Source organism: Colwellia sp. BRX8-7 (genome assembly GCF_014077275.1).
Classification (GTDB): domain Bacteria; phylum Pseudomonadota; class Gammaproteobacteria; order Enterobacterales; family Alteromonadaceae; genus Colwellia_A.
Window position 1 is genome coordinate 68,611 of sequence record NZ_JACGVP010000001.1, and the last position, 25,968, is coordinate 94,578.

At 36.0% G+C, this 25,968-nt stretch carries 21 protein-coding genes; all 21 read right to left on the reverse strand.

Annotation, left to right across the window (positions count from 1 at the left end; all coding sequences use genetic code 11):
• Window positions 1-241: 241 nt before the first annotated feature.
• A complete protein-coding gene (locus H4J57_RS00305; protein WP_182241802.1) occupies window positions 242-1,510 on the reverse strand; it encodes an amidohydrolase family protein in 1,269 nt (422 codons plus the stop codon).
• Window positions 1,511-1,521: 11 nt separating this feature from the next.
• The gene (locus H4J57_RS00310) at window positions 1,522-2,946 is read right to left on the reverse strand and encodes an amidohydrolase (RefSeq protein WP_182241611.1); all 1,425 of its coding nucleotides are present in this window, start codon (window positions 2,944-2,946) and stop codon (window positions 1,522-1,524) included.
• Window positions 2,947-3,523: 577 nt separating this feature from the next.
• On the reverse strand, window positions 3,524-3,829 hold the full coding sequence (locus H4J57_RS00315; protein ID WP_182217334.1) for a DUF1289 domain-containing protein: 306 nt from the start codon (window positions 3,827-3,829) through the stop codon (window positions 3,524-3,526).
• A gap of 56 nt (window positions 3,830-3,885) precedes the next feature.
• Window positions 3,886-5,415: a SulP family inorganic anion transporter gene (locus H4J57_RS00320; protein WP_182176065.1), complete on the reverse strand. Its 1,530-nt coding sequence runs from the start codon at window positions 5,413-5,415 to the stop codon at window positions 3,886-3,888.
• A 188-nt stretch (window positions 5,416-5,603) separates the two neighbouring features.
• The gene (gene pgi / locus H4J57_RS00325) at window positions 5,604-7,223 is read right to left on the reverse strand and encodes a glucose-6-phosphate isomerase (RefSeq protein ID WP_182241612.1); all 1,620 of its coding nucleotides are present in this window, start codon (window positions 7,221-7,223) and stop codon (window positions 5,604-5,606) included.
• A gap of 771 nt (window positions 7,224-7,994) precedes the next feature.
• Window positions 7,995-8,894 carry a UTP--glucose-1-phosphate uridylyltransferase GalU gene (gene galU / locus H4J57_RS00330; protein WP_182241613.1) on the reverse strand — a complete coding sequence of 300 codons (900 nt, stop codon included), beginning with the start codon at window positions 8,892-8,894 and terminating at the stop codon, window positions 7,995-7,997.
• Between the two features lie 145 nt (window positions 8,895-9,039).
• Window positions 9,040-10,074 carry an NAD-dependent epimerase/dehydratase family protein gene (locus H4J57_RS00335; protein ID WP_182241614.1) on the reverse strand — a complete coding sequence of 345 codons (1,035 nt, stop codon included), beginning with the start codon at window positions 10,072-10,074 and terminating at the stop codon, window positions 9,040-9,042.
• A gap of 51 nt (window positions 10,075-10,125) precedes the next feature.
• Entirely contained in the window at window positions 10,126-11,292 is a 1,167-nt protein-coding gene (locus H4J57_RS00340) for a nucleotide sugar dehydrogenase (protein WP_182241615.1), read from the reverse strand.
• Window positions 11,293-11,388: 96 nt separating this feature from the next.
• On the reverse strand, window positions 11,389-12,489 hold the full coding sequence (gene rfbB, locus H4J57_RS00345) for a dTDP-glucose 4,6-dehydratase (RefSeq protein WP_182241616.1): 1,101 nt from the start codon (window positions 12,487-12,489) through the stop codon (window positions 11,389-11,391).
• A gap of 30 nt (window positions 12,490-12,519) precedes the next feature.
• Window positions 12,520-13,395 (reverse strand): dTDP-4-dehydrorhamnose reductase, encoded by an 876-nt coding sequence (rfbD, locus tag H4J57_RS00350; protein ID WP_182241617.1) that lies wholly within the window; start codon window positions 13,393-13,395, stop codon window positions 12,520-12,522.
• 33 nt (window positions 13,396-13,428) lie between these two features.
• A complete protein-coding gene (rfbC, locus tag H4J57_RS00355; protein ID WP_182241618.1) occupies window positions 13,429-13,977 on the reverse strand; it encodes a dTDP-4-dehydrorhamnose 3,5-epimerase in 549 nt (182 codons plus the stop codon).
• An 893-nt stretch (window positions 13,978-14,870) separates the two neighbouring features.
• Entirely contained in the window at window positions 14,871-15,749 is an 879-nt protein-coding gene (gene rfbA, locus H4J57_RS00360; RefSeq protein WP_182241619.1) for a glucose-1-phosphate thymidylyltransferase RfbA, read from the reverse strand.
• Window positions 15,750-15,764: 15 nt separating this feature from the next.
• Entirely contained in the window at window positions 15,765-16,961 is a 1,197-nt protein-coding gene (locus H4J57_RS00365; protein ID WP_182241620.1) for a glycosyltransferase family 4 protein, read from the reverse strand.
• Window positions 16,962-18,092 carry a non-hydrolyzing UDP-N-acetylglucosamine 2-epimerase gene (gene wecB, locus H4J57_RS00370; protein ID WP_182241621.1) on the reverse strand — a complete coding sequence of 377 codons (1,131 nt, stop codon included), beginning with the start codon at window positions 18,090-18,092 and terminating at the stop codon, window positions 16,962-16,964.
• Window positions 18,089-19,201 (reverse strand): UDP-2-acetamido-2,6-beta-L-arabino-hexul-4-ose reductase, encoded by a 1,113-nt coding sequence (wbjC, locus tag H4J57_RS00375; protein WP_182241622.1) that lies wholly within the window; start codon window positions 19,199-19,201, stop codon window positions 18,089-18,091. The genes wecB and wbjC overlap by 4 nt, the downstream gene beginning before the upstream one ends.
• A complete protein-coding gene (locus H4J57_RS00380; protein ID WP_182241623.1) occupies window positions 19,202-20,236 on the reverse strand; it encodes a polysaccharide biosynthesis protein in 1,035 nt (344 codons plus the stop codon).
• On the reverse strand, window positions 20,223-20,996 hold the full coding sequence (locus tag H4J57_RS00385) for a glycosyltransferase (protein WP_182241624.1): 774 nt from the start codon (window positions 20,994-20,996) through the stop codon (window positions 20,223-20,225). The genes H4J57_RS00380 and H4J57_RS00385 overlap by 14 nt, the downstream gene beginning before the upstream one ends.
• Window positions 20,993-22,141: a glycosyltransferase gene (locus H4J57_RS00390; protein WP_182241625.1), complete on the reverse strand. Its 1,149-nt coding sequence runs from the start codon at window positions 22,139-22,141 to the stop codon at window positions 20,993-20,995. Before H4J57_RS00390 ends, H4J57_RS00385 begins: the two co-directional genes overlap by 4 nt.
• Window positions 22,142-23,350, reverse strand: a complete 1,209-nt coding sequence (locus tag H4J57_RS00395) for an O-antigen ligase family protein (RefSeq protein WP_182241626.1) — start codon at window positions 23,348-23,350, stop codon at window positions 22,142-22,144.
• Between the two features lies 1 nt (window position 23,351).
• Window positions 23,352-24,608: a hypothetical protein gene (locus H4J57_RS00400; RefSeq protein ID WP_182241627.1), complete on the reverse strand. Its 1,257-nt coding sequence runs from the start codon at window positions 24,606-24,608 to the stop codon at window positions 23,352-23,354.
• Window positions 24,605-25,906, reverse strand: a complete 1,302-nt coding sequence (locus H4J57_RS00405) for an oligosaccharide flippase family protein (RefSeq protein ID WP_182241628.1) — start codon at window positions 25,904-25,906, stop codon at window positions 24,605-24,607. The genes H4J57_RS00400 and H4J57_RS00405 overlap by 4 nt, the downstream gene beginning before the upstream one ends.
• Window positions 25,907-25,968 lie beyond the last annotated feature (62 nt).

A 25,968-nucleotide genomic window follows, 5' to 3' on the forward strand; every position in this document is an offset into this window, starting at 1 on the left:
CCTGAACTTGTTTCAGGATCTGTACTTGTAACAACAAAGACCAGATACTGAAATAAATTCAGTATGACGACTAGATAAATAAATTCTGTATGACGACAAGAAAAATAAATTCAGCATGACGACTAGAGAAATAAATTCAGCATCACGGCAAAAGTGCTAAACAACAAAGCGCAAAAAAAAGGCATTAAACGAATTATCGTTTAATGCCTTTCGCTATCTAATAGCAAACTGCCAATAAGGGTTACTTCGTGTAACCTCTTGGCATATCACTCTCAGTGGTATAGCGTTTACGCAGTTTGTCTTGACGACTCTGCGTTGAGGTCTCTTTGCCGTTAATCCACATTTTATCTACTTTCGTACTAAGCTCGAAAGGATCAGCACTCCATAAAACTAAATCGGCTTTTTTACCAACGGCAATACGACCCGCATTAATGTTAAAAGCATCGGCAACATTGGCAGTAACAGCGGCAAGTGCTTGGTCTTTAGTTAAACCATTAGCAATTGCATTACCCGCTTCAAAACGCAGCTGATACAAGTTATGTGCATCGCTTATGGCTAAAGCAACATTGATACCTGCTTGGGTTAATTTTGCCGTATTGTCTAAAGATGAATGTAGCGAATCAAAACTACTTGGTAAGTTATCTAAAGCGCCAAATATAACAGGGACTTTCGCTGCAGCTAATTGCTCGGTAATTAATATCGCATCAGCACCGCCAGCAATCACTAAATCAAGATTAAACTCAGCTTTTAATTTCAGTAATTCGAGTAAGTCTGTGGCGCGGTCAGCATAAGCTACAAGCGGTTTATCACCGGCTAACAAGGCGTTGATAATTTTTTCATCACGCTTTAATTCTTTTAGTTCTTTTTGCTTCTCGTCAGCCTTTTTATCTTTTTTCGCTGTTTTAGCGTCTTCAGCAGCCTTGGTTAAAGCCTTTTGGGCGTCTTCAAGCGTGTAACGCAGTTTTTGTAGGTTTAGAGCGCGTGAACCGCTGCTTTTAGCACCAAGATCTATGATGACGGCATTTTCTTTAATGTAAACACTGTCAAACTCGCCTGAGAGGTCTGTTACAAAGGTTTGCCCTTTGAACATACTATCACCACCGCTAGGCACTGAAACGTTACTGGTGATACCACCTTTGCGTGTATAAGGCACAACCGTTGAGCGTGGGTTAAAAGCCATTGATGCATCAAAAGTGATGTCTGCTTTTTTATCACTAGCATCACGGGTTCTTGATACTGCATTCACCTCAACCAAACCTAATGAATTCATTGAACCAATTAAACCCGGTGTCAGTATTTTCCCCATCGCATCGAAGGTTACATCAGCAACAATCTTTTCAGGGTTAATCGCAATAATTTTTCCGTCATCAATAACAACCGTGGCATTTGTTAAAACACCCTGTTCAGTAACCGTATGAATAGTGGCATTGGTTATTGCTAAACTTTCTGCGTTAGCATGGCTTATTGCCGCTAAAGCAAGTGCAACTAACGAAGCTTTAAATAACTTAATTTTTTTCATGATTACTGCCCTCCCTTTTTAGATAAAGCAGGAACTTCAGCTTGCCCTAACATAAAGTCACTTGTTGCTCGGTATTTATCATCAAAGCGGTCATACACTTTTGCACCATCAACAAATACTTGTTCAGCTTGTGCATAAACGCTGAAAGGACTTTGATTCCAAAGCACCACATCCGCATTTTTACCCGCTTCTAAACTACCGGTTTTATCATCAATACCTAAAGATTTAGCTGCATTTAAAGTGATCCAACGAATAGCTTCTGCTGGTTTTAAGGCAAAACCATTCTCGTTAGCACGGTACATGACTTTACCTGCTTCTTGGTTTAAACGTTGAATAGTACTGTTTGAGTCTGAGTGAACAATCGCACAAGAGTTTTTCACCGCGTTAACAACCGCAACGTTTTCGTGGATCATGTCGTAAGCTTCCATTTTGAAACCCCACCAATCAGGCCACATGGCTGCACAGTTTCCATTTTCAGCTAATAAGTCAGCAATTTTGTAACCTTCAATCGCATGATGAAAAGTCCCTGACTGGTAATTAAACTCTTTACCCAGATCAATCATCATCGCCATTTCTTCAGCTTTGTAACAATGATTGTGAATTAAAATTTCACCGTCGAGTACACCACGTAGGGTATCAAGCTCTAAATCTCGTGCTGGCGCTAAAGGATTTTTCCCCGCTTCGTAGTCACGGTCGTATTTTTCCCAGGCATGTTTATACTCAGTCGCTTCTGCCCAAGCCATGCGGTAACCTGCCATGTTGCCCATACGAGTTGAGGGTAATATTTTACGGCTACCGTAAACACGCTTAGGGTTTTCACCACAAGCCATTTTTAAACCATAAGGTGCTTCTGGAAACTTCATGCCTTGCATCGTGTGGCTTGATACATTACGAAGCGTTACACCACGGCCACCAAATAAATTAGCAGAGCCAGGTAAGATTTGCATTGTAGTAACACCGCCAGCACGGGCAGCATTAAAACCAGGGTCTTGTGGCCAAATACTATGTTCAGACCAAACTTCAGAGGTATTGGGCGAACTCATTTCATTTCCGTCTGAGTGTGACTCAGCCGAAGGGCTTGGATAAACCCCTAGATGCGAATGCACATCGATAACACCAGGCGTAACCCATTTATCTGTTCCATCAATTTCGACAGCACCCGCAGCGGACAAGTTTTTGCCCACTTGAGATATTTTTCCATCAGTCATCAACACATCAGCATTATCAAAACGCTCACCATTACCAATTAATACCGTAGTATTTTTGATTAATGTCGTTTGCTTAGGTAGAGGTTGATAAGTACTCGGATAAGGGTTTTTATTAATAGACACTTTTGGGTCTTGCTGCTCAGACTCTAAACAGCCAGATAACGCGAGTGATACGCTAAGGGCCAACAACGTAGGCGCGATGCTTTGCTTGATATGCATTTAATGCTTCCTGTGCGGATTATTATTTTGGGGTTTAATAGTCAACAATAAAATGATTTGAACAATACGGCAAGTGAACCTGAGCCAATTACGTCCAATGGTTATACATTCACGGTGAATGGAGAATGAAGCAAATAAATAAGAGTATTTCAGATACTAAGAGCACATAGATAATTTGCCTTTTGGATTTTGCTCACTCCCATGCCGTCATACTGAATTTATTTCAGTATCTAGCATCTACCCACTCCCATGCCGTCATGCTGAATTTATTTCAGTATCTGGTCTTTGCAGAACAAGTACAGATCCTGAAACGAGTTCAGGATGACGGAGAGTGGTTTGTTTATTATTCGCATTGTCTCATTCCCTTGTCGTCATGCTGAATTTATTTCAGTATCTGGTCTTTGCAGAACAAGTACAGATCCTGAAACGAGTTCAGGATGACGGTATTCGTTCATGGCTGAATTATTCGTGAAAAGTGACGGTATTCGTTCAGGGCTGAATATTCGTGAAAAGTGACATATTCGTTCAGGATGACAGAGTATTTTCAGGACTCAAGAGTCTGTTGAGAATGATTGTCTTAGAGTTCAAAATCACCAAAATCAAGATCTGTTGAGGGATCTGGCTTTGCTTTTGATTGGGGATCAAGTAACGAAGGTTGTTGCGTTTCTATCTGGGTTGGAATAACTTTAACTTTCGGTTTGGCATTTTTACGTTTTTTGCGTTGCAAGCAGCGTTTAACTACTTTTTGTTTGTTATCAGAGGTTAAGTTTATCCACGTTTGGCGTTCTTCACGCGTACGGTAGCAGCCAAGACAATTGCCTTTTTCATCAGACTGACACACACCCATACAAGGGCTGGGAACATCAAAAAACTCTAATTGCATAAAAACCTTCGGCCAAACTTAAAAAGCCTATACATAATGTATAGGCTTGTATCATATTAGTCTAATTTATCAGTAGCAATATGATAGTCAGGGTCTTCAATCACGTTGATTTCAACTAGACTACCCGCTTTGGTTAATAACTTTGTACATTCACTGCTTAAATGTCTTAAGTGCATGGTTTTGCCGCGCGACAAATAACGGTCAGCTAAGGTATCAATCGCTTCAATAGCAGAATGGTCAACAACGCGTGAATTTTTAAATTCTACGATAATGTCGCTACTTGCTTCATCCATATCAAACTGCTCTAAAAAGTTTGAAACCGAACCAAAAAACAATGGTCCTTTAACATCATAAACGGTTGAGCCATGCTCGTTAGTTGAACGATGCACAGTAACGTGTTTTGCGTGTTCCCAAGCAAAAACTAACGCTGAGACAATAACACCAACAACAACAGCAATAGCAAGATCTGAATAAACAGTAACACCTGAGACAAGAATTATCACAAAGGCATCAGCCTTCGGCACTTTGCCTAAAATGCGGAAACTCGACCATTCAAAGGTACCAATAACAACAATAAACATAACGCCAACTAAGGCCGCTAGAGGGATTTGTTCAATTAAACCTGAGGCAAATAAAATAAAGCCAAGTAATGCTAGTGCCGCAGTAATGCCTGAGGCTCGACCTCGACCACCTGAGTTCACGTTGATCATTGATTGACCAATCATTGCACAACCACCCATACCGCCAAAGAAACCCGTAACAGTATTTGCTGCACCCTGTGCAATACATTCTTGGTTACCACGACCACGAGTACCGGTTAACTCATCAATAAGGGTTAACGTTAATAATGATTCAATTAAACCAATCGCTGCTAATACGATAGCGAATGGAAAGATGATTTTTAACATTTCTAAATCAAATGGTACGCTAGGTATGCTAAATGTTGGTAATCCGCCGGCTATAGAGGCAACATCACCCACTAACTTAGTATCGAGATTAAGGCCAAAAACTAAGAATGACACAGCAACTATCGCGACCAATGTTGAAGGTACCGCTTTAGTTAACTTAGGGAAAAAATGAATAATTGCCATGGTTAAAAGAATTAAGCCTGCCATGGTATAAAGAGGTGCTCCTTGCATCCATTCTAATTCACCCGCGTCATTAGTAAATTTGAATTGACCAAGCTGAGCTAAAAATATAACGATAGCTAAACCATTAACAAAGCCAAGCATAACGGGATGGGGTACTAAGCGGATAAACTTACCCAGTTTAAATATACCAGCAAGAATTTGCAGTAAGCCTGTTAATACCACCGTAGCGAATAAATACTCAACACCATGAATAGCCACTAGACTCACCATGACAACAGCCATAGCGCCGGTTGCACCAGAAATCATGCCAGGGCGTCCACCGAAAACAGAGGTAATTAAACCCACCATAAAAGCAGCATATAAACCAACAAGAGGGTCGACACCAGCAACAAATGCAAAAGCAACAGCTTCGGGCACTAGCGCTAAGGCGACGGTAAGTCCTGAAAGAACATCGTTCTTCAGGTTAGAAACTTTACTGGCATGTAATTCGAACATTGCACTCTCATTTTATGGATAGTGGGGTGTAACCTGACGACGTCCTAATAATAGGAAAACTTAACAAGAAGCGTTAATTGACTTATTTGAGGGTATATCAAGGTAAAAGCGCGGGAATACTATAGATTTGCCGTGAAAAAGTCAATAACTAGCCACTTTTATGACTAGTTATTGTTCATATTTCAATGCTATTTATTAGTAGAACTATTAAAACGTTTGATTAGATTTTGGCTTGAAGCTGACAGCATTGACATTTCGCCACCATTGATTGCTGATAAAATACTGTTGCCTAATTGTTTACCTAATTCAACACCCCATTGGTCAAAAGAATTTAACTGCCAAATAACACCTTGCACAAAAATTTTATGCTCATAAAGTGCAAGCAACGCCCCTAAATTTTCGGGTGTCATTTCTTCAAGTAATAAGGTGTTACTGGGTGTATTACCTTTCATGGTTTTATGTGGCGCAAGTGTAGAAATTTCTTCAGCTGTTAAGCCTGCAGCGTCAAGTTCACCTTCAACTTCTGCTAAGGTTTTACCGCGCATTAACGCTTCACTTTGCGCAAAACAATTAGCCACTAATACTTGATGATGCTCAGGTAGATTGCTCGCACCTTTTAAACAGACAATAAAGTCGGTAGGAATAATATCATCACTTTGATGCATTAATTGCATAAAAGCATGCTGACCATTCGTCCCCTCTTGACCAAAAACAGTGGGGGCGGTTTGCCATGCTAACTTCTCGCCAGTATTAGATACTGACTTACCATTACTTTCCATATCTGTTTGTTGTAAATAACCGGGTAAAGCGCGCAAAGAATGGTCGTACGGTAAAATAGCAAGGCTTGAATACTGCAAAGCATTACGATTCCAAATACCAAGCAGTGCCATTAGCACCGGCATATTCTGCTCAAAGGGAGCATTTTGAAAATGCTGGTCCATTTGATAAGCGCCCTGCTTAAGTTTATTAAAATTTTCATTGCCAATCACTAAAGCAAGCGGTAATCCAACAGCAGACCAAAGAGAAAAACGGCCACCCACCCAATCCCACATTGGTAGAATGTTTTTTTCTAAAACACCAAACTCAGTCGCTTTAGCAATATTAGTACTAACCGCAAACCACTGCTTTTCAATAATGTCAGCATCAGAAGAATGCTTAAGCATCCAGTTTTTAACCGCAAGCGCATTTAATAATGTTTCTTGGGTGGTAAAGGTTTTAGAAATAACAACAACCAAGGTGGTAGCAACATTCAGCTTAGCGAGTTTATCTTCAACTGCAGCGCCATCAACATTGGCAATAACATGGGCATTCAAGCCGGTGGTATGACAAGTACTTAATGCAGAAAGCGCCACTTTAATACCGTAATAAGAGCCACCAATACCAATAGCGATAATATCAGTGAACTTTTCACCAGAAGCTGAAAGTAACGTTCCCGAACTAATATCATTAACGATGTCGGCCATGTGCTGCTCAGTGGCAATAACTTCGTCAGCTTGTGCACCTAATATTGCTTGTTTTTTTTCGTCCGGGGCACGAAGAACGGTATGAAGCACGGCACGCTTTTCAGTGTTATTGATAACCTCGCCACAGAACTGCGCGTTGATTTTTTCAGCTAAACTAGACTTTTCTGCTAATTCAAAAAGCTGATTAAGTTCTGTCGAGTTAATGTTTTGTTTAGAGAAGTCGAGGTATAGACCGGCATTGCTAGTTGAGTATTGCTCAACACGGCTTTGGTCAGTAGAGAACAATGAAACAATTGCCCGAGACTTAGCCGCTTTCGAAAGCGCTGATAAAGAAGATATATCCATATTTATACTTTTCTTATAGTAAATTTAAAATAGGTGAAGGCTCGTCATGCTGATACCAATACCATTATTCTGTGAGATAACCGTTATCCTGATACCAATAACGTCATCCGGTGGGATAACAGTCATCCTGAACACAACACCGTCATCCTGAACACTACTCCGTCATCCTGAACTTGTTTCAGGATCCGTACTTGTAACAACAAAAACCAGATACTGAAATGAATTCAGCATGACGACAAAAGTGCTAAATTATTACCGACTCTCTGATACCAATAACGTCATCCTAAGAAATAAAAGTCATCCGGTGCGATAACCGTCATCTTGAACACTACTCCGTCATCCTGGACTTGTTTCAGGATCTGTACTTGTAACAACAAAGACCAGATACTGAAATAAATTCAGCATGACGACAGAAGTGCTAAACGACTACAGACTCTCTGATACCAATAACGTCATCCTGTGGGATAACCATCATCCTGATACCAACACCGTCATCCTGGACTTGTTTCAGGATCTGTACTTACAACAAAGACCAGATACTGAAATGAATTCAGCATGACGACAAGAGGACTAAACAATCACCGACTCTCTGATACCAATACCGTGATCCAGTTGGATCATCATCCTGATACCAACGCCTTCATTCTGAACACTACTCCATCATCCTGAACTTGTTTCAGGATCTGTACTTGCAACAACAAAAACCAGATACTGAAATAAATTCAGCATGACGACAGAAGCACAAAAGTTCAAAAGTACAAAAAATAGTTGTTACTTCATCAATTCGGTTAAATATGCTCTGAAATCATCAGCTAATTCTGGGTGGCGTAAACCGTATTCAACATTCGCTTTCATATAGCCTAGTTTAGAACCACAATCATGTGACTTGCCTGTCATATGGAAAGCTTCAACCGTTTCTTTTTCCATTAACATCGCAATAGCGTCAGTTAATTGAATTTCATCACCAGCACCTGGAGGGGTTAACTTTAATAAATCCCAAATTTTCTCAGAAAGGACATAACGACCAACAACGGCTAAGTTTGATGGCGCGTCTTCCATCGCTGGTTTTTCAACAATAGCCGTCATAGTTTTTGACTCACCGGGGGCAAGCTCAACACCACCACAATCAACCACACCATAACTACTTACTTGCTCCATTGGCACAGGTTCAACCATAATTTGGCTGTAACCACCCACTTCATCATAACGCGTTAACATCGCCGCTAAATTTTCGGTTTTCAAATCGGCCGTAGCATCATCTAAAATAACATCAGGTAGTACCACAACAAAAGGTTCGTTACCAATAATAGGACGGGCCTTCATTACAGCATGACCCAAGCCTTTCGCTTCGCCTTGACGAACATGCAGTATGGTAACGTCTTTCGGGCAAATCGCTTGAATCTCTTCAAGCAACTGACGCTTTACACGATTTTCTAAAGTCGTTTCAAGTTCAAAAGATTTATCAAAATGGTTTTCAATGGCATTTTTTGAAGAATGGGTAACTAGCACAATTTCTTTAATACCTGCCGCAACACATTCATTAACTATGTATTGGATCATCGGCTTGTCCACAATTGGCAGCATTTCTTTGGGAATTGCTTTAGTTGCTGGCAACATACGAGTACCAAGACCCGCTACTGGAATTACCGCTTTTGTTATTTTATTTGTCATTTTCGTCCCTAAATTTTTACGATAACTAATATTAAAGGGACTTTTAGCAATTGTCACGGTGAAATAATCATTTCCCCCTCTAACAAATAAAAAATGACACCAATTGATGTCATTTTATCGTAAAAAGATTTTAGCCTGATATTAATTATTTTTTATAAAACTTTCTATACCAGCTAATAAATTCAGCAACACCTTTGGCGACAGATACTTGTGATTTGTAACCTGCAGCGTCAAATAAGTCATCAACTTCTGCATAGGTTTGATAAACATCACCCGCTTGCATTTCACGAAAGTTTTTCGTAGCTTCAATGCCCAGTTCATCTTCAATGGCCTTAACAAAACCCATCAAATTAATTGGCGAACCATGGCCTATGTTATAAATAGCATAAGGTGCAGAACTAGAAGCAGCAGAACCACTTTCCACTTTCCAAGTAGGATCACGCACTGGAACAACATCAGCAATGCGAACAATACCTTCAACAATATCGTCTACATGGGTAAAGTCACGCCACATATCACCATTATTGTTAATATCAATCGTATCACCATCTAAAATTTTCTTAGTGAATATATAGGGCGCCATATCAGGTCGTCCCCATGATCCGTAAACGGTGAAAAATCTTAACCCTGTAGTTGGCACGTCATACAGATGCGAATAACTATGCGCCATCAACTCATTAGACTTTTTGGTTGCTGCATAAAGCGATACTGGGTGGTCAACTGAGTCGCTCGTTGAAAATGGCGTTTTATTATTCAAACCATAAACCGAACTAGAAGAAGCATAGATCAAATGTTTAATATTATTGTTTCTACACCCCTCAAGAATGGTTAAGTGACCAATTAAATTAGAGTCAGCATAAGCCATAGGATTCTCGATTGAATACCTAACACCCGCTTGTGCCGCTAAGTGAACAACACGATCAAACTTTTCATCGGTAAATAATGACGCTATCCCCTCACGTTCGGTAAGGTCTAACTTTATAAATCGAAAAACACCATTATCATTTGTGGTATTTTTAACGGTAAACTTATCTAATTCCGCTAAACGGGCAAGCTTCAGGTTAACATCGTAATAATCATTTAAATTATCAATACCAACAACGTCATGCCCTTGCGCGCATAAACGTTTGGTTAGGTGAAAACCTATAAATCCGGCTGCACCGGTTACTAAATATTTCATAAAGCACTCTTAATCTTTTACATATAAAATTTGATAACAAATCGCCACTAACTAGTCACTGCCAAAAAGATCACGGGTATAAACTTTATCGGCAACGTCAACTAATTCATCATCCATGCGATTGGATACAATAACATCTGAAATAGCTTTAAACGCTTCAAGATCGTTATATACTTTAGAATGAAAAAACTCAGCCTCTTCTAACACGGGTTCATAGATAACCACTTCAATACCTTTGGCTTTGATGCGTTTCATAATCCCTTGAATAGATGAAGATCTGAAGTTGTCTGAACCACTTTTCATGATCAAACGATAGACACCAACCACTTTCGGTTTTTTATTAATAATAGAATCAGCAATAAAATCTTTTCGCGTAGTATTGGAATCAACAATAGCACTGATCAGATTATTAGGAACATCTTGATAATTAGCTAACAACTGCTTGGTATCTTTAGGTAAGCAATAACCGCCGTAACCAAAAGAAGGGTTATTATAATGAGTACCAATACGAGGGTCTAATCCTACCCCTTCAATAATTTGCTTTGTATTTAAACCATGAGTTTCCGCATAAGAATCTAATTCATTAAAATAAGAAACGCGCATGGCAAGGTAAGTGTTCGAAAAAAGCTTAACGGCCTCTGCTTCGGTAGAGTCAGTAAACAAAATATCAATATCTTGCTTAATCGCCCCTTGTGCTAATAAATTAGCAAATATAGTTGCTCGCTCTGACTTTTCACCCACAATAATACGTGAAGGATGCAAATTATCATGGAGAGCACGACCTTCTCGTAAAAACTCAGGTGAAAACATTATATTTTCACAGCCTAACTCTTTTTTAATTCGAGCAGTATAACCAACAGGTACAGTGGACTTAATTACCATAACTGCTGATGGGTTAATTGCCATTACATCTTTGATTACCGCTTCAATGCTTTTGGTATTAAATGTATTCGTTACTGTGTCGTAATCTGTGGGTGTGGCAATAATTACATAATCAGCATTTTTATAAGCAAACTCTTTATCTAAGGTTGCCGTAAAGTCCAAGGTTTTATTCTGTAAAAAATCTTCAATTTCAACATCTGCTATTGGTGATTTCTTATTTTTTAACAAGTCCACTTTTTCTTTGATGATATCAACTGCAATCACGGTGTTATGTTGTGCTAACAACATTGAATTTGATAAACCTACGTAACCTGTTCCTGCAATAGTTATATTCATTATATTCCTTTAAGTTTTCTAAAATTCATTATCCATAGAATGTTAATACAATCCTATATTAAAAGTAAACTGAGCACGTTTACCTAGATGTTAAAATCAACTGTATTGCTGCTTTACCCAGTCTTGATAAGAACCATCCATTACCGACTGCCACCATTGTTCATTATTCAAATACCAAGCGACTGTTTTAGCAATCCCCGTTTCAAATGATTCCTTAGGTTCATAACCTAGCTCATTATTGGTTTTAGTTGCATCAATCGCATAACGTCTGTCGTGACCCGGTCGGTCTTTAACATAAGTAATTAACGATTCGGTATTATTTTCTATTGCCGCCTTTGCTTTCGGAAAACGAGTAGCAAGCTCTGCATTATTAGTAAACTCTTGCTCAACAAGTACTGAAATGGCTTTTACAATATCAATATTGGCCCATTCGTTATTACCGCCAATATTGTAATTTTCGCCTACACGGCTATTTTGTAGAACTAGATCGATCCCATAAGCATGGTCTTCAACATATAACCAATCGCGTATTTGCTGACCATCACCATAAATAGGTAAAGCATTATCATGAAGGATATTAGTAATAACCAATGGAATTAATTTTTCAGGGAAATGAAATGGTCCATAGTTATTTGAACAATTACTAGTCGTAACATTTAAACCATAAGTATGGTGATAAGCACGTACTAAATGGTCACTTGCTGCTTTACTAGCTGAATAAGGAGAATTAGGTGCATAAGCCGTATCTTCAGTAAAAGGTGCTTCAGTAGGCGTTAATGTGCCATAAACTTCATCAGTAGATACATGATGAAAACGATGACCTTCTAATATACTCTCACCGTCTAACCAAACTTTTTTAGCTGCTTTTAATAAGCTGTAAGTACCTAAAATATTAGTTTCTATAAACGCATCAGGACCTGTAATAGAACGATCAACATGTGACTCTGCGGCAAAGTGAACTAGAGTATCAATACTATGCTCAACTAATAACGTTTCAATTAACGCTTGGTCACAAATATTACCGTGCACAAAGGTAAAGTTACCTTCATCTTTTACACAGTCTAAATTGGCGATATTACCTGCGTAAGTTAATGCATCTAGTACGACGATTTTATCTGCTGAGTATTTATTCATCCAATAATGAACAAAATTAGCACCTATAAAACCTGCACCGCCTGTAACTAATAATTTTTTCATAATAATTCTCTAAAAATTTAATATATAAACTTAAGACTGATCAGCCTTTAAGGCTTTCATCATAGTTTGTAATTGAGTTTGCCAATGTACGAAAGAAAGTTCGGGTAAAGCGTTAACTAAACTAGATTTGTCTAAAACACTGTAATGTGGTCGTTCAGCAGGTGTTGGATACTGCGAAGTTGAAATGGGCTTAATCGGAATTTTTTTATCTAACAAACCTAAATCGAAACCAATCGATTGTATCGCCACAGCAAAATCAAACCAGCTAGCAACACCTGTATCAGTATAATGATGAATACCTACTAATTTATTTTCCAGAGCAAGAATACAAGCCTCAGCTAATCCTTTCGCATAGGTTGGCGATCCTATTTGGTCACTAATAATGCCAAGTTCAGGTTTAGTATTCATCAAGTTCAGCATAGTTTTCACAAAGTTATTACCATGCGCGGAATAGACCCAAGAGGTTCTAATAATAGCGCTATTACTAGGGTGGATATCAGTAATTAACTGCTCACCTTCTGCTTTACTAGCACCATAAACACCTAATGGATTAATTTCGTCATTCGGTAAATAAGGAGCGCCTTTATCACCATGGAAAACGAAATCTGTAGATATATGAACCAATGGCAGAGATAACAATTTACACGCTTGTGCTAAATGCCCTACCGCTTTAGCATTAAGTTCATATGCATTATCAATATCACTTTCTGCTTTATCTACAGCGGTATAAGCTGAAGCGTTAATAATAGCTTCAGCTTTATGAATTTTTAAAGTTTCACTAACCGATAAAAGCTCATTAAGGTTGATATCCTTTCGGCCTAAACAAACAATTTCATGCTTAACCGATGAAAGTTGGCTTAACTCCCAGGCTAATTGACCTGACTTACCTATAACAATTATTTTCATAGAGTTTGATCTATCCGTTCTATAATACTGAAGTTATGAAAAAGAAGGTGCGTCTTTAAACAATAATCCGACTTCATCTTTTGCTGATAACGAAGGTAAAATTTCATCCACTAGTGGCCATTGGATATTTAATGCTGGGTCATTCCATAATAATGATACTTCATGCTCTGGAGCATAATAATCAGTACATTTATAAACAAACTCTGCTGATTCACTCATCACGTAAAAACCATGAGCAAAACCTTCTGGCACCCAAAGCTGGCGTTTATTTTCACCTGAAAGAATAACACCTACGTGTTGTCCGTAAGTAGGAGATGACTTTCGCATATCAACCGCAACATCATAAACCTCACCAGAAATAACGCGCACTAATTTACCCTGAGTATTTTTCAGTTGGTAGTGTAAACCACGTAAAATACCGTGACTAGATTTACTGTGGTTATCTTGTACAAAGGCATGTTCAGAACAATGCTCTTTAAACTCATCAACACGAAATGTTTCCATAAAAAAACCGCGTTCATCGCCAAACACGTTTGCTTCAATAATTTTCACATCAGGGATATTTGTATCCAAATACTTCATTAATTATTTCCTATTATCTTAAAAATTAACACGGTCGCCTTAAACAACAAACACTTTACTAACCAAGTATCCCATCAACATACCGTCATCCTGAACTTGTTTCAGGAACTCGTACTTAAACAGCAAAGACCAGATACTGAAATAAATTCAGCATGACGACAAAAGTGCCTCTACAAAAATTAGCAGCTTCCCCCATTCCGAAGCAGAATACCATCATACTGAAGAAGCATACCGTCATCCTGAAGCAACATACCGTCATCTTAAGCACTATACCGTCATCCTGAACTTGTTTCAGGAACTAGTTCTTAAACAGCAAAGACCAGATACTGAAATAAATTCAGCATGACGACAAAAGTGCCTCTACAAAAAGTAGCAGCTTCCCTCATTCCTGAGGACCATACCGTCATCCTGAACTTGTTTCAGGATCCCGTTCTTAAACAGCAAAGACCAGATACTGAAATAAATTCAGCATGACGACAAAAGTGCCTCTACAAAAAGTAGCAGCTTCCCACATTCCGAAGGAGCATACCATCAATCTGAAGCAACATAACGTAATCCTGAAGAAGCATACCGTCATCCTGAAAGACCATACCGTCATCCTGAACTTGTTTCAGGATCTCGTTATTAAACATCAAAACCAGATACTGAAATAAATTCAGCATGACGACAAAAGTGCCTCTACAGAAAGTGGTCATTACCCTCATTCCTAAGGTGCATACCGTCATTCCGACGCAGCTACCGTCATCCTGAACTTGTTTCAGGATCTCGTTCTTAAACAGCAAAACCAGATACTGAAATAAATTCAGCATGACGACAAAAGTGCCTCTACAAAAAGTACCAGATACTGAAATAAATTCAGTATGACGGCATAAGGCGCCTACTTCCTATTAATATTAAAAAACACGACCTTCAATTAAATGTATAAGATACTCGCCATAACCACTTTTACGTAAAGGCTGTGCAATCTCACGTAATTTTTCTTCACTCAACCAACCATTACGGAAAGCGACTTCTTCAGGGCAATTAACTTTTAAGCCTTGGCGTTTTTCAATAGTCGAAATAAAGTTAGCAGCAGCGAGTAAATCATCATGAGTTCCGGTATCAAGCCATGCTGTGCCGCGTCCCATAATTTCAACTTTCAATTCGCCTGCTTTTAAGTACTGTTCTATAACATCAGTTATTTCTAATTCACCACGAGCAGAAGGCTGAACATTCTTAGCAAATTCAACCACACGATCATCAAAGAAATACAAACCAGGAACTGCGTAATTAGACTTAGGCACTTGTGGTTTTTCTTCAATAGATACTGCTGTACCTGATTCGTCAAATTCAACTACACCGTAAGAGCGCGGATTTGAGACATGATAACCAAACACAGTTCCGCCAGATAGTTGAGCATTGGCGTTCTGTAAAGACTTAGTCAAATCATGGCCATAAAACATATTATCACCAAGAACTAGAGCAGCAGCCGAGCCATTAAGAAACTCTTCGGCAAGAATAAAGGCTTGTGCCAAGCCATCAGGACTAGGTTGAACTTTGTAAGATATGTCGACACCAAAATTAGATCCATCACCTAAAAGCTCTTCAAAGCGATGAGTTTCTTCAGGAGTAGATATAATGAGTATTTCTTGAATACCGGCTTGCATTAGCGTTGCAAGTGGATAATAAACCATAGGCTTGTCATAAATAGGCATTAACTGCTTACTAACAACTTTGGTTAATGGGTATAGTCTAGTCCCACTTCCACCTGCTAAAATAATTCCTTTACGCATAAATCCTCACAACTTTTAAAAGTATTTAGTAATTACATTTATTGACGAATCAATAGAAAATAATTCATTTAATAAACATCGAGAAGCAACTCCTCGTTTTTTTCTTTGTTCTTTATCATTTAATAAGATCATTGCCGCATTTAATAACTTATCATCTTCACCATTTTCAAAAACAAAGCCTGCATTGGCATCATTAACGACATTAAGAAGGTCATTACCCTCATTTACACTTCCAAGAATTGGAATTGACTGAGTCATGTATCCAAGTAACTTTCCTGGGAAATTATGGGCCGTATGAGTTTTTGCTAATGAGAATAACCCAACATCTACCTCAAAAAGTATATCTTTAAATATACCTTGAGATACTGAAGGTAAAATTGTAACATTTTCCAAGTGCCATTCAATTACTAATCGTTTGACTAAATCTACTTCATCACCTTGTCCAACGAATAAAAAATGAGCCTTTAAGTCTTCTTTTAAAGATTTAGCAAGCTTTAATAGGTTTTCCATATCTTGAGCATGACCTATGTTCCCACCATAAAAGAAAATAATTTTATCTTCTAAACCAAGCTTTAACCGAATAGAGCTATTTGGATTTATATTTTGAACAGGAACGGTTGAAGCCCAATTATACAAAACGTGCAAATGTTCTAGTTCTGGCTGTTTTTTAATAAACAACTCTAAATTTTTAGGAGACATCAAACCAATAGCATCAGCGGCTTTATAGTTTATATTTTCGAAATACCGAAAATATTTAGTTATAAGTGACTTTTCTTTTAAGATACCATCATCTATCACCCACTGAGGAAAGAGATCTCTAAGTATTAAGTAAGATTTGCAGTCACAACTACGTTTTAATTTGTTAACTAGAGGACCAAAAAAAATGGAGGGTGAATAATAAACAATGCCTTCAAATGGCTTGTTTTTAACTTCGTGTCGAATCGCTAACCAAGCGTTGAAAGACATTAACGTTTCATTAATCGCTCGCTTTATTCTAGATACGTCTTTAACTGATCTACTGCGAAATTTCCAAACTTCCACATCATCAATCACATTTTTAGTTAATCGATGCTCTTGTATGTTATCACCAGGGGTTATAACTACGATTTCGTGACCATGATGCATAAACTCAATAGCGAGTTCATGCATCATTTTAGCTCCTACCCGTGTACTGTCAGGTAGGTAATCATCGATAATCAATGCTAAACGCATTTAATATTTTTTCCAAACAACACGATTCACGTAATCAGTATAAGAATGGATAATTCTTACGACTTTATCAGATACATTTGGCATTGAATAATCAGCCACTTGTCGCAAAGAACGCTCTTCACCACGCAATTGAGTTTCTAAAATAGCTAAAGCCTGCAATACACGCTCTGGTTCAAGACCAACCATCATCACTGCAGCTTCTTCCATTCCTTCAGGACGTTCGTGGGCTTCACGTAAATTAAGGGCTGGAAAATTTAAAATTGACGACTCCTCGTTAATAGTCCCACTATCTGAAAGCACTACTCTTGCTTCCTTTTGTAACTTTACATAATCTTTAAACCCAAGAGGTTTCAATAAACGAACCATAGGATGAAATTGAATATTTTTAGCATCAATACGTTTTTGTGTTCTAGGATGAGTTGAAACGATTACTGGCTCATTATACTTTTCAGCTACTGTATTTAATGTCAAAGCTAGTTTTTCAAAATTCACATCTGAATCAATGTTCTCTTCTCTGTGAGCACTAACAACAAAATACTTCCCTGATGTAAGTTCTAACCTCGATAATACATCTGAACTTTCGATACCATCTGCATAATGTGCTAATACCTCGCACATTGGGCTACCAGTTTTAATGGTCCTATCAGGAGATAAACCTTCTGCAAGTAAGTACTCACGGGCAATATCACTGTATGTTAAATTGACATCAGCCGTATGGTCAACGATTCGACGATTGATCTCTTCTGGTACACGCATATCAAAACAACGATTCCCAGCTTCCATATGGAAGATGGGAATCTTACGACGCTTAGCAGGAATAGCTGATAAACAGCTATTCGTATCTCCTAAAACCAATAAAGCTTCAGGTTGAACTTTTTCAAGGACTTCATCAACAGCAATAATAATTTGACCAATGGTTTGAGATGCATTCTTACCTGCTGCATTTAAAAAATAGTCTGGCTTTCTCACACCTAAATCGTCAAAAAATATCTCATTCAATTCATAGTCATAATTTTGCCCAGTATGAATTAAAGTATGATCACAATGCTCATCTAATTTAGCTAAAACACGAGATAAACGAATGATTTCAGGGCGAGTACCAACAACACTGACGACTTTTAACTTTTTCATTTTGTAACCTTAAAATTAACTGTATCTGGGTTTTCACGATCGAAAATTTCATTAGCCCACAACATAACAATCATTTCGTCACTACCTATGTTAGTTATATCATGAGACCAACCAGGGGCTGTTTCAACAATTTTAGACTCATCACCGTTTACCAACAGTTCATAAAAATCACCTGTAACTATATGCTTAAATTTAAATGATGCGTTTCCTTTTATTACAAGAAATTTTTCAGTTTTAGTGTGATGATAATGTCCACCTCGAGTAATACCAGGATGAGCTGTAAAAAATGAAAATTGCCCCGAGTCTTGGGTTTTAAGCATTTCAACAAAAGTACCTCGTTCATCACCATGGCGAGTTACTGAATAAGCAAACTGTTCAGGTTCAAGGTAACTTACATAAGTTGAATATAATGCTCGGGTAAATTCAGTACCTACTTTTTCGGTAATAAGTGACTTACGGCTACTTTTAAATTTTTCTAATAACTCAACAACTCGTCCAACAGTTGTCTTGTATATTGGAGATATCTCACTAACTTTACTATTAACAATAGTTGGGTCTAATAATCGAAGGAAATTTTTACAAACATCATCAATATATACAAGGCTTAGCTCAGCTTCAGCATTGTTGATAGTAATAGGTAAATCGTTAATTGTATTATGACAAAACGTAGCTACAGCAGAATTATAGTTTGGGCGACACCACTTACCAAAGACATTAGGTAATCTATATATATAAGTTAATGCGCCAGTTTTACTTCTATAGTCAGAAATTGCCGCTTCGGCACCTGCTTTACTTTTACCATAATTATTATCAAGTTCTGCTTGTATCGACGATGTTAATAAAATAGGAGTTGTAGCGTTTGTTAATATTAGATGGTTAACTATTGTTTCCGTTAAACCTACATTACCTTTTAGGAATTCATCATCATTTTCAGGGCGATTTATTCCTGCAAGATGATAAATAAAATCAGCTTGGCTAACTTTTGTTAATATACTATCTTCAGAATCATCTCTGGTAATAGTACTAATATTTTCATAACCGCCTTCATTGAGAAATACACATAAATTACTGCCAATAAATCCATTAGCTCCGGTAACTAAGATATTCATTTATACACCTTCTGGAACAATTATACTTCCAGCTTCAATATCTCGCATAAAATCAAGTTTACGTAATAAATTTTTCATACCTTCTACATCTAAGCGGTGGGTATTATGTGAATTATAATCTTCAACTTTAGAAAGGTCTTTTTCACCTTCTTCAGTATATTGTGAATAATTTAAATCACGATTATCAGCAGGAACGCGATAATATTCCCCTTGGTCTTGTGCAACGAACATCTCTTCTCGGCTACATAAAGCTTCAAAAAGTTTCTCACCATGACGAGTGCCAATTACATTGACTTTATACTCAGGTTTATCCATCAAACTGAATATTGCCTTAGTTAATACATCGATGGTTGCAGCTGGCGCTTTTTGTACAAAAATATCGCCATTAGCGCCATTAGTGAAAGCGTGAATAACTAAATCAACTGCATCATCTAACGTCATCATAAAACGAGTCATATTAGGATCAGTAATCGTAATTGGGGCACCTTCAATGATTTGACGAACAAACAAAGGGATAACCGAACCTCGTGAAGCCATCACGTTACCATAACGTGTAGTACAAATAGTCATGCCTTCAGGTACATTACGAGATTTTGCTATAATAACTTTTTCCATCATAGCTTTTGATGTACCCATAGCATTTATTGGGTAAACAGCTTTATCTGTACTTAAACAAACAACATTTTTAACGCCATGGTTAATTGCTGCTTCAAGTACATTTTCAGTACCTATCACATTCGTTTTAACTGCTTCTAAAGGATAAAATTCACAAGACGGCACTTGCTTAAGTGCCGCTGCGTGAAAAATAAAGTCAACACCACGCATACAGTTTGAAACACTTTGATAATCACGAACATCACCAATATAAAACTTCAATTTTGTAGAATTGAAGTTTTTACGCATGTCATCCTGTTTTTTTTCATCTCGTGAGAAGACTCTAATCTCTTTAATATCAGAATCTAAAAAACGACGTAGGACAGCGTTACCAAAAGATCCCGTTCCCCCCGTTATTAATAAAATTTTATTTTTGAACATTTCTACACACCTTAATTAAAAAAACACGTCCCAGTAATAACATTATCGAAGTAAGCTGAATAACTCTTGTTTTCAATTTAACCAAAAGATTACGACGTCGATAACTAACATTGTTGTTATGAATTCTTCTTGTTAAAACAACATCATCAAGATGGCTGTTTTTACCTACTATATTTGCAGCAAACGCTATCCACTGATCATGGCTTTCAATAAAACTAGGAAAAGGAAGAATAATATTCTTTAACTTTGCCGAAAACGCCATAGTGCAGCCAAAATAAGAAGACTCACCTAAAACAACAGCTATTATATTTCGAAAATTTTGCTTTTCTTGATAACCAATGACACCTCTAACGGGGTATTGGATAGAGTCCCCATTTAAATCACAAAAATCTGAATTACCCGTGACAAGAATATTTGATGGGTTCAAAAGCTTTGCAAGCATATTTTTTACTCGTCCTTTTGTCCATATATCATCTTGATCTGCTAAAAAGACATATCTGTTTTTTGCAATTAATATTGCTTTTTCAAAAGACTTTACATGTCCCAAATTTATACGATTAACAGTCAACTTTATCCTAGGATCATTTAAAGACAACACTAACTGAACAGTTAGATCTGAAGAACAATCATCAATTACTATTAGCTCATCATTTTGGTCTAATTCAGAAATAATACTCTGAAGCTGTTCTATAATATAACTCTCACCATTATATGTAGCCATACAAACTGAAATATGACTGTTATCTACTTCAAAATTCATAATAGCCCTTTATATATAGATAAATAACTTTCGAAGGAGGTCTGCAACCCATAATTCTTAGTTGCAACTTTTGATATTTCATTTTTTCTTTCCAATGAACGTAATGACATTTTATCTAAAATGACAGAAGGTTGAGTTAAATCTCCGTCAATCACAAACCCAAACCCTGTATCGTTTAATACTTCAGCACAATCGCCTATATTTTGATTAACAATGACTTCTAATCCAGAACAAAGGTAATCCTTAAATTTTATAGGAGCTGCAACTTGATTAACAATACTTTTGTCTCTAAAGAGAAGACCATAGTCACCTTCGCTTAATGCCATAGTTAACTCTGCTGGTACAAATGAACCAAAAAAACATAGCGACGAGGGTATATAATTTGATACCTTTTCTTTAATCGCGCTAATGTCCTTTGAAAAAAAACAGAAACGGAATTTATTACTATAGGTACTTGCGTATTTACAAAAATGCAATATTTCATCAATTTGTTGCCACTTTTCAAGAGAACCAGAATAACAAATGACTATTTTATCTTCCCACTTATTGGTACTACGAAAACTAACATATTGATCATTATTATTTCTATGTGGTGGGACAGAAAATGTTGGTATAACAAAACATTTATCTCGATTAACGTGGTATTTATCTACGATATAGTCTTTAAAAAAATTTGACACTAGAACCACAGAATCGGATTGATTATAGAGATACGGTTCGACTAATTTAATTGTTTTAGCTAAATATTTTTTTACGTTGAAAAAAGATGTTGCCTTGTAATCATATAAGACTTCATCAGCAAAAAGTCCCCTCGGATCAAAAACCAATCTTTTATTGAGTATTTTTTTAACAATAATAGAAATAAACATCGGCATATAACTTCTTACATGAATTACATCATATCCTTTCCTATTTAGTAAAAGAAATTTAAGTAATTGAATCTGAGAATTTATTTTCCCTTTTTTTATAATTGGTTTATGGTTAAAGGTATTATTACTTATCTCAATCCCATTCGTCTCAAAAGTAACCAAAGTCACAGTATCAATAAGCACATCCATGCTTATTTTTTCGAGTAAAGGTATAACTTGTGAGTTTAGAATAGGATCCGTTTCAACGCTTTCCATTGTTAAATATAATATTTTCATTTAAGGCCTTGTCCTAATTAGATTCTGAAATTTTAAGTTACTTTTAATTTTTACAGGCCTTAAAAAGTTATAATTATTATTTAATGTTACTTTCTTCGACATTAAGCATCCCATGTATAAATAAAGAAATTCATTTAGCAATATATCACCAGAAAACATGGAGTTTAGTAAAAAATAAAGGAATAATAGTTTGTATAGTGATTTCGATTTTTTGAATATTTTCACCATATAAATAAAAACGGCTGTAGTGAAGATGAGGCCAAACTCAACTATTAGTTCTAATATGAGATTATGCGGATAAAAACGAGCATTATACTCATGCCCCTTATAAAATGAACCAAATTCACCAATCCCATTACCAAATAATAAAGGAATCAGATCCTGCGACACGATTAACTCAAATGTTTTTGGCCAGACAATAATTCTTGATTCATTATATAACTCATCCGATGTACCGTCTGGTACTGTTGTCATGAACCTTTGAAACACATATGAATCAACATCCACATTGGTATAAATTAAAAAGCAAAACAAGATAAAGAACAACAGAGTTAGGGTAAAATAAAATTTATTGATTTTTTCATTAGCATAATACCAATAAAACACTGTTAAAATTAACGAAAACAATGCTCCTTTCGAACCAGTCATATAAGTAATAAATAAACATCCAGTGAATATTAAAATATTTACCCAAAGCTTTTTATTGAGAAAAAACAATGAAATCAAAAAAAATTCAAATATAATTCTACCTATCCATATTGGATTAAAAATCCCAATAAAAACTCTATTATTGACATCAAAGGTACTTTGGTTTACAAAACAAAAAAACATTGAATATATAAAAAATATCAACAATATATTAAAAACGGCTGGAGCGAATAATTCCTTTTTTTGTCCAAATAATGCACCTAGAAGTACATATACAGTAAATTTTAAGATTATAAAAATAAACTTATACGTAGCATATTCTCCTTTATCACTAACCATAAAAGAAAATATAAAAAAAGAATTTACTAACAAAACAAAAATAATTATTTCTTTTGTAAAAACTTTGGTTTTAGATAAAAAAACTAAAGCTACTACTAAACTAATTATAGGTATTAATGAAATACCTATAATTTTATCACTAAGCATACCCAATAAAAATTGAGAATACACCAAAGTAACAACCACAAAAATCACACTTATCTTAGATGGGAATATTTTCATATTAATTAAGTTCATCTAGAACATATTGCAACCTTAAGTGTAATTTCTTTTCAGAAAAAATTTCTATAAATTCTTTGTTTTGTTGTAACTTATAATCACACCTGTAGTTTGTAAAAAGCTGCAAAATAGAAGTTTTTATTTCTTCTATTGAGTAATTCCCCACAACGGTTCCTAAACCTGATTTCTTTAATATATTTGCTGTTTCACTATTTGTATCCATAAGCCCTAAAATTGGTTTAGCGTATGAAAACATCTGGAACAATTTACCTGGTATCTCTAAGTTATTTTCTTTTGCTTGAACAATTAACAAACAATCACAAGCTTTCACTAAACTTTCGACCGCTTTACTATCAAGTTGACCGTGGTAATTTATAATGAAGTCAAATTCACTATCGGAACAGATCTTTTGAAAGTCATCAAAACCTTGCCCAATCCCAGCTAATTCAATTTTGATTTTTTTGTTCATACTGTTATCATTTCGAACTACTTCAATTAAAGCATAAGCAAAATTATTAAGGGTTCTATGGCCATTTAGAGTGCCTACATAACCAATAACAAACTCTACCGAAGGTGATTGATTGATTAGCAATGATTGAGGTGTAATTTCATACGTCATAAATATAGGAATACATTTTTTAGTAGCGATCTTATATTTTTCAATAATTAATGATTGATAACTTTTCGTATTTGGTACAACTAAGGAGCAATCCTCTAGTAATTGAGTAAACTCATGCACTAAAGATTTGTATTCACAATGTATATCAACACCAATAGGAGGATCGTGTAATTCCATAACCCATGGAACACTTAAATAATCGGCTAATTTAGAAGCAGATTTAGCACCATCAAGCATACCCGCGGACATCCCCCAAACAAGTTTAAAATCATAATCATCTAAAACGTTGTCATTTAGAATCTCTTTAATATTAAGTTTATTTGCCCAACCTAGTGAGATATTATACAAAGACTTTTCTTTCCCAATAAGTCGCCAAAAACCACGAAACAACCTTCTTAATAAATTAAATTTACCTATTATTTCAGGATAATTTCCAAAGGAAGTAGTTCTTAACACTTTCCAAGAATATTCACTTTCTATTTTTCTTTGTACACTTTCATTTTCATAATTCTGTGCGACAACTAAAATTTTATAGTCCAATGAGTTAAATGCATTACTTATACTAAAAAGCCTTTTTGTTGATCCCATCCAACCAAATTTAAATGCGTTAGGAAGTACGATTAATACAGCTTTACTTTTCATAAAGATCTCTTCAAAAGCATTGGATAAATCCCAGTATTAATTTTCATTTTATTATGAACTAATTTTCTCAATCTAATATTAAGTAAAACTTCACCGACTAATATAGACATTACCATCCCTTGAAAACCAATATAACCCGATATAATTGTACCAAATGCTACACTAACTAAAATTGTATAAAACCAGTATTTTCCAACTTCACCACCAAATCCTGACATACTTAAAATTGCACCCGGTATACCTAATCCAGCCATTAACGCACGGCTCAGAGCAAACAAAGTTAAAACGCTACCGACCTCTGAATAATCCTCACCTAAAACAAATAAAACAACTTTATTAGCAAAAAGTAAGTAAATTAAAAAAAGAATGAAAGATATACTCATTCCCCATTTTGCACACTGTTTAGATAGTTGTTCAATTTCTGAAAATTTATTATTTTTATAATATAAACTTAATCGAGGTAATACAACGGTTGTTAAACTTAGTATTATGAAACTTATAACACTCCCCCCTAAAGCACTTATTCGATAGGAAGCGACTTCCTCTAGGCCTAATACATGAGTAAGAGTTAAAATGGGTAAATTATCAGTTAATACAGCGACACTTGATAAAAATAGTAAGGGGAAAGATTCTTTAATCCAAGATTTGTTTTCAAAAACAATTGAAGAAGTATCATTATTTTTAAAAATAAAAACATATATATAACAAAACATCAATATACAACAAAAAAATGCAGAAAACAGGTAGCTGTTTAAAACAAGTTCCCTTGTAATTACTTCATCTTTATATATAAAAAACAACATTATGAGCAATACAATTAAAGGTCGAATTAAAGCCTGATGCAACACACCATATATAGGTTTGTCGATAGCTCTTAAAATTGCAGATCCAATCATCAAAAAACTTATTGTTGGTACTATAAAAACACTCGGCTTATATATACTTTTACTTAAACTGAAAATTTCACTTATAAAAACATCATTAAAATAAAGTACCAAAGATATTAAAAAAGCTAATATGAATGATAACGCTAAGGTATAAATCACTAGGCCTAGAAATAATCCAATTTTATTTCCCGCGAAATACAAAGGAAGATTTTTAACTAGCAGAGTAGGGAAGCCAAATTGGCATAAAACTGATAGTAAAGTAAAAAATGATATTAAAAAGGCATAAAATCCGTAATCTATCTGATTCATTTCTTTTGCTAATAGTACATTCAGCAAAATTGAAATCGAAACGCCGATGATATTAATCAAAAAAACAATCATCCCTTTCTTAAATAATTGATGATGTTTCATAAAAAGTCCTTAGAAAACTTATGTGTATTAACTAAATTTCAGAATTAAATATATATAAACAA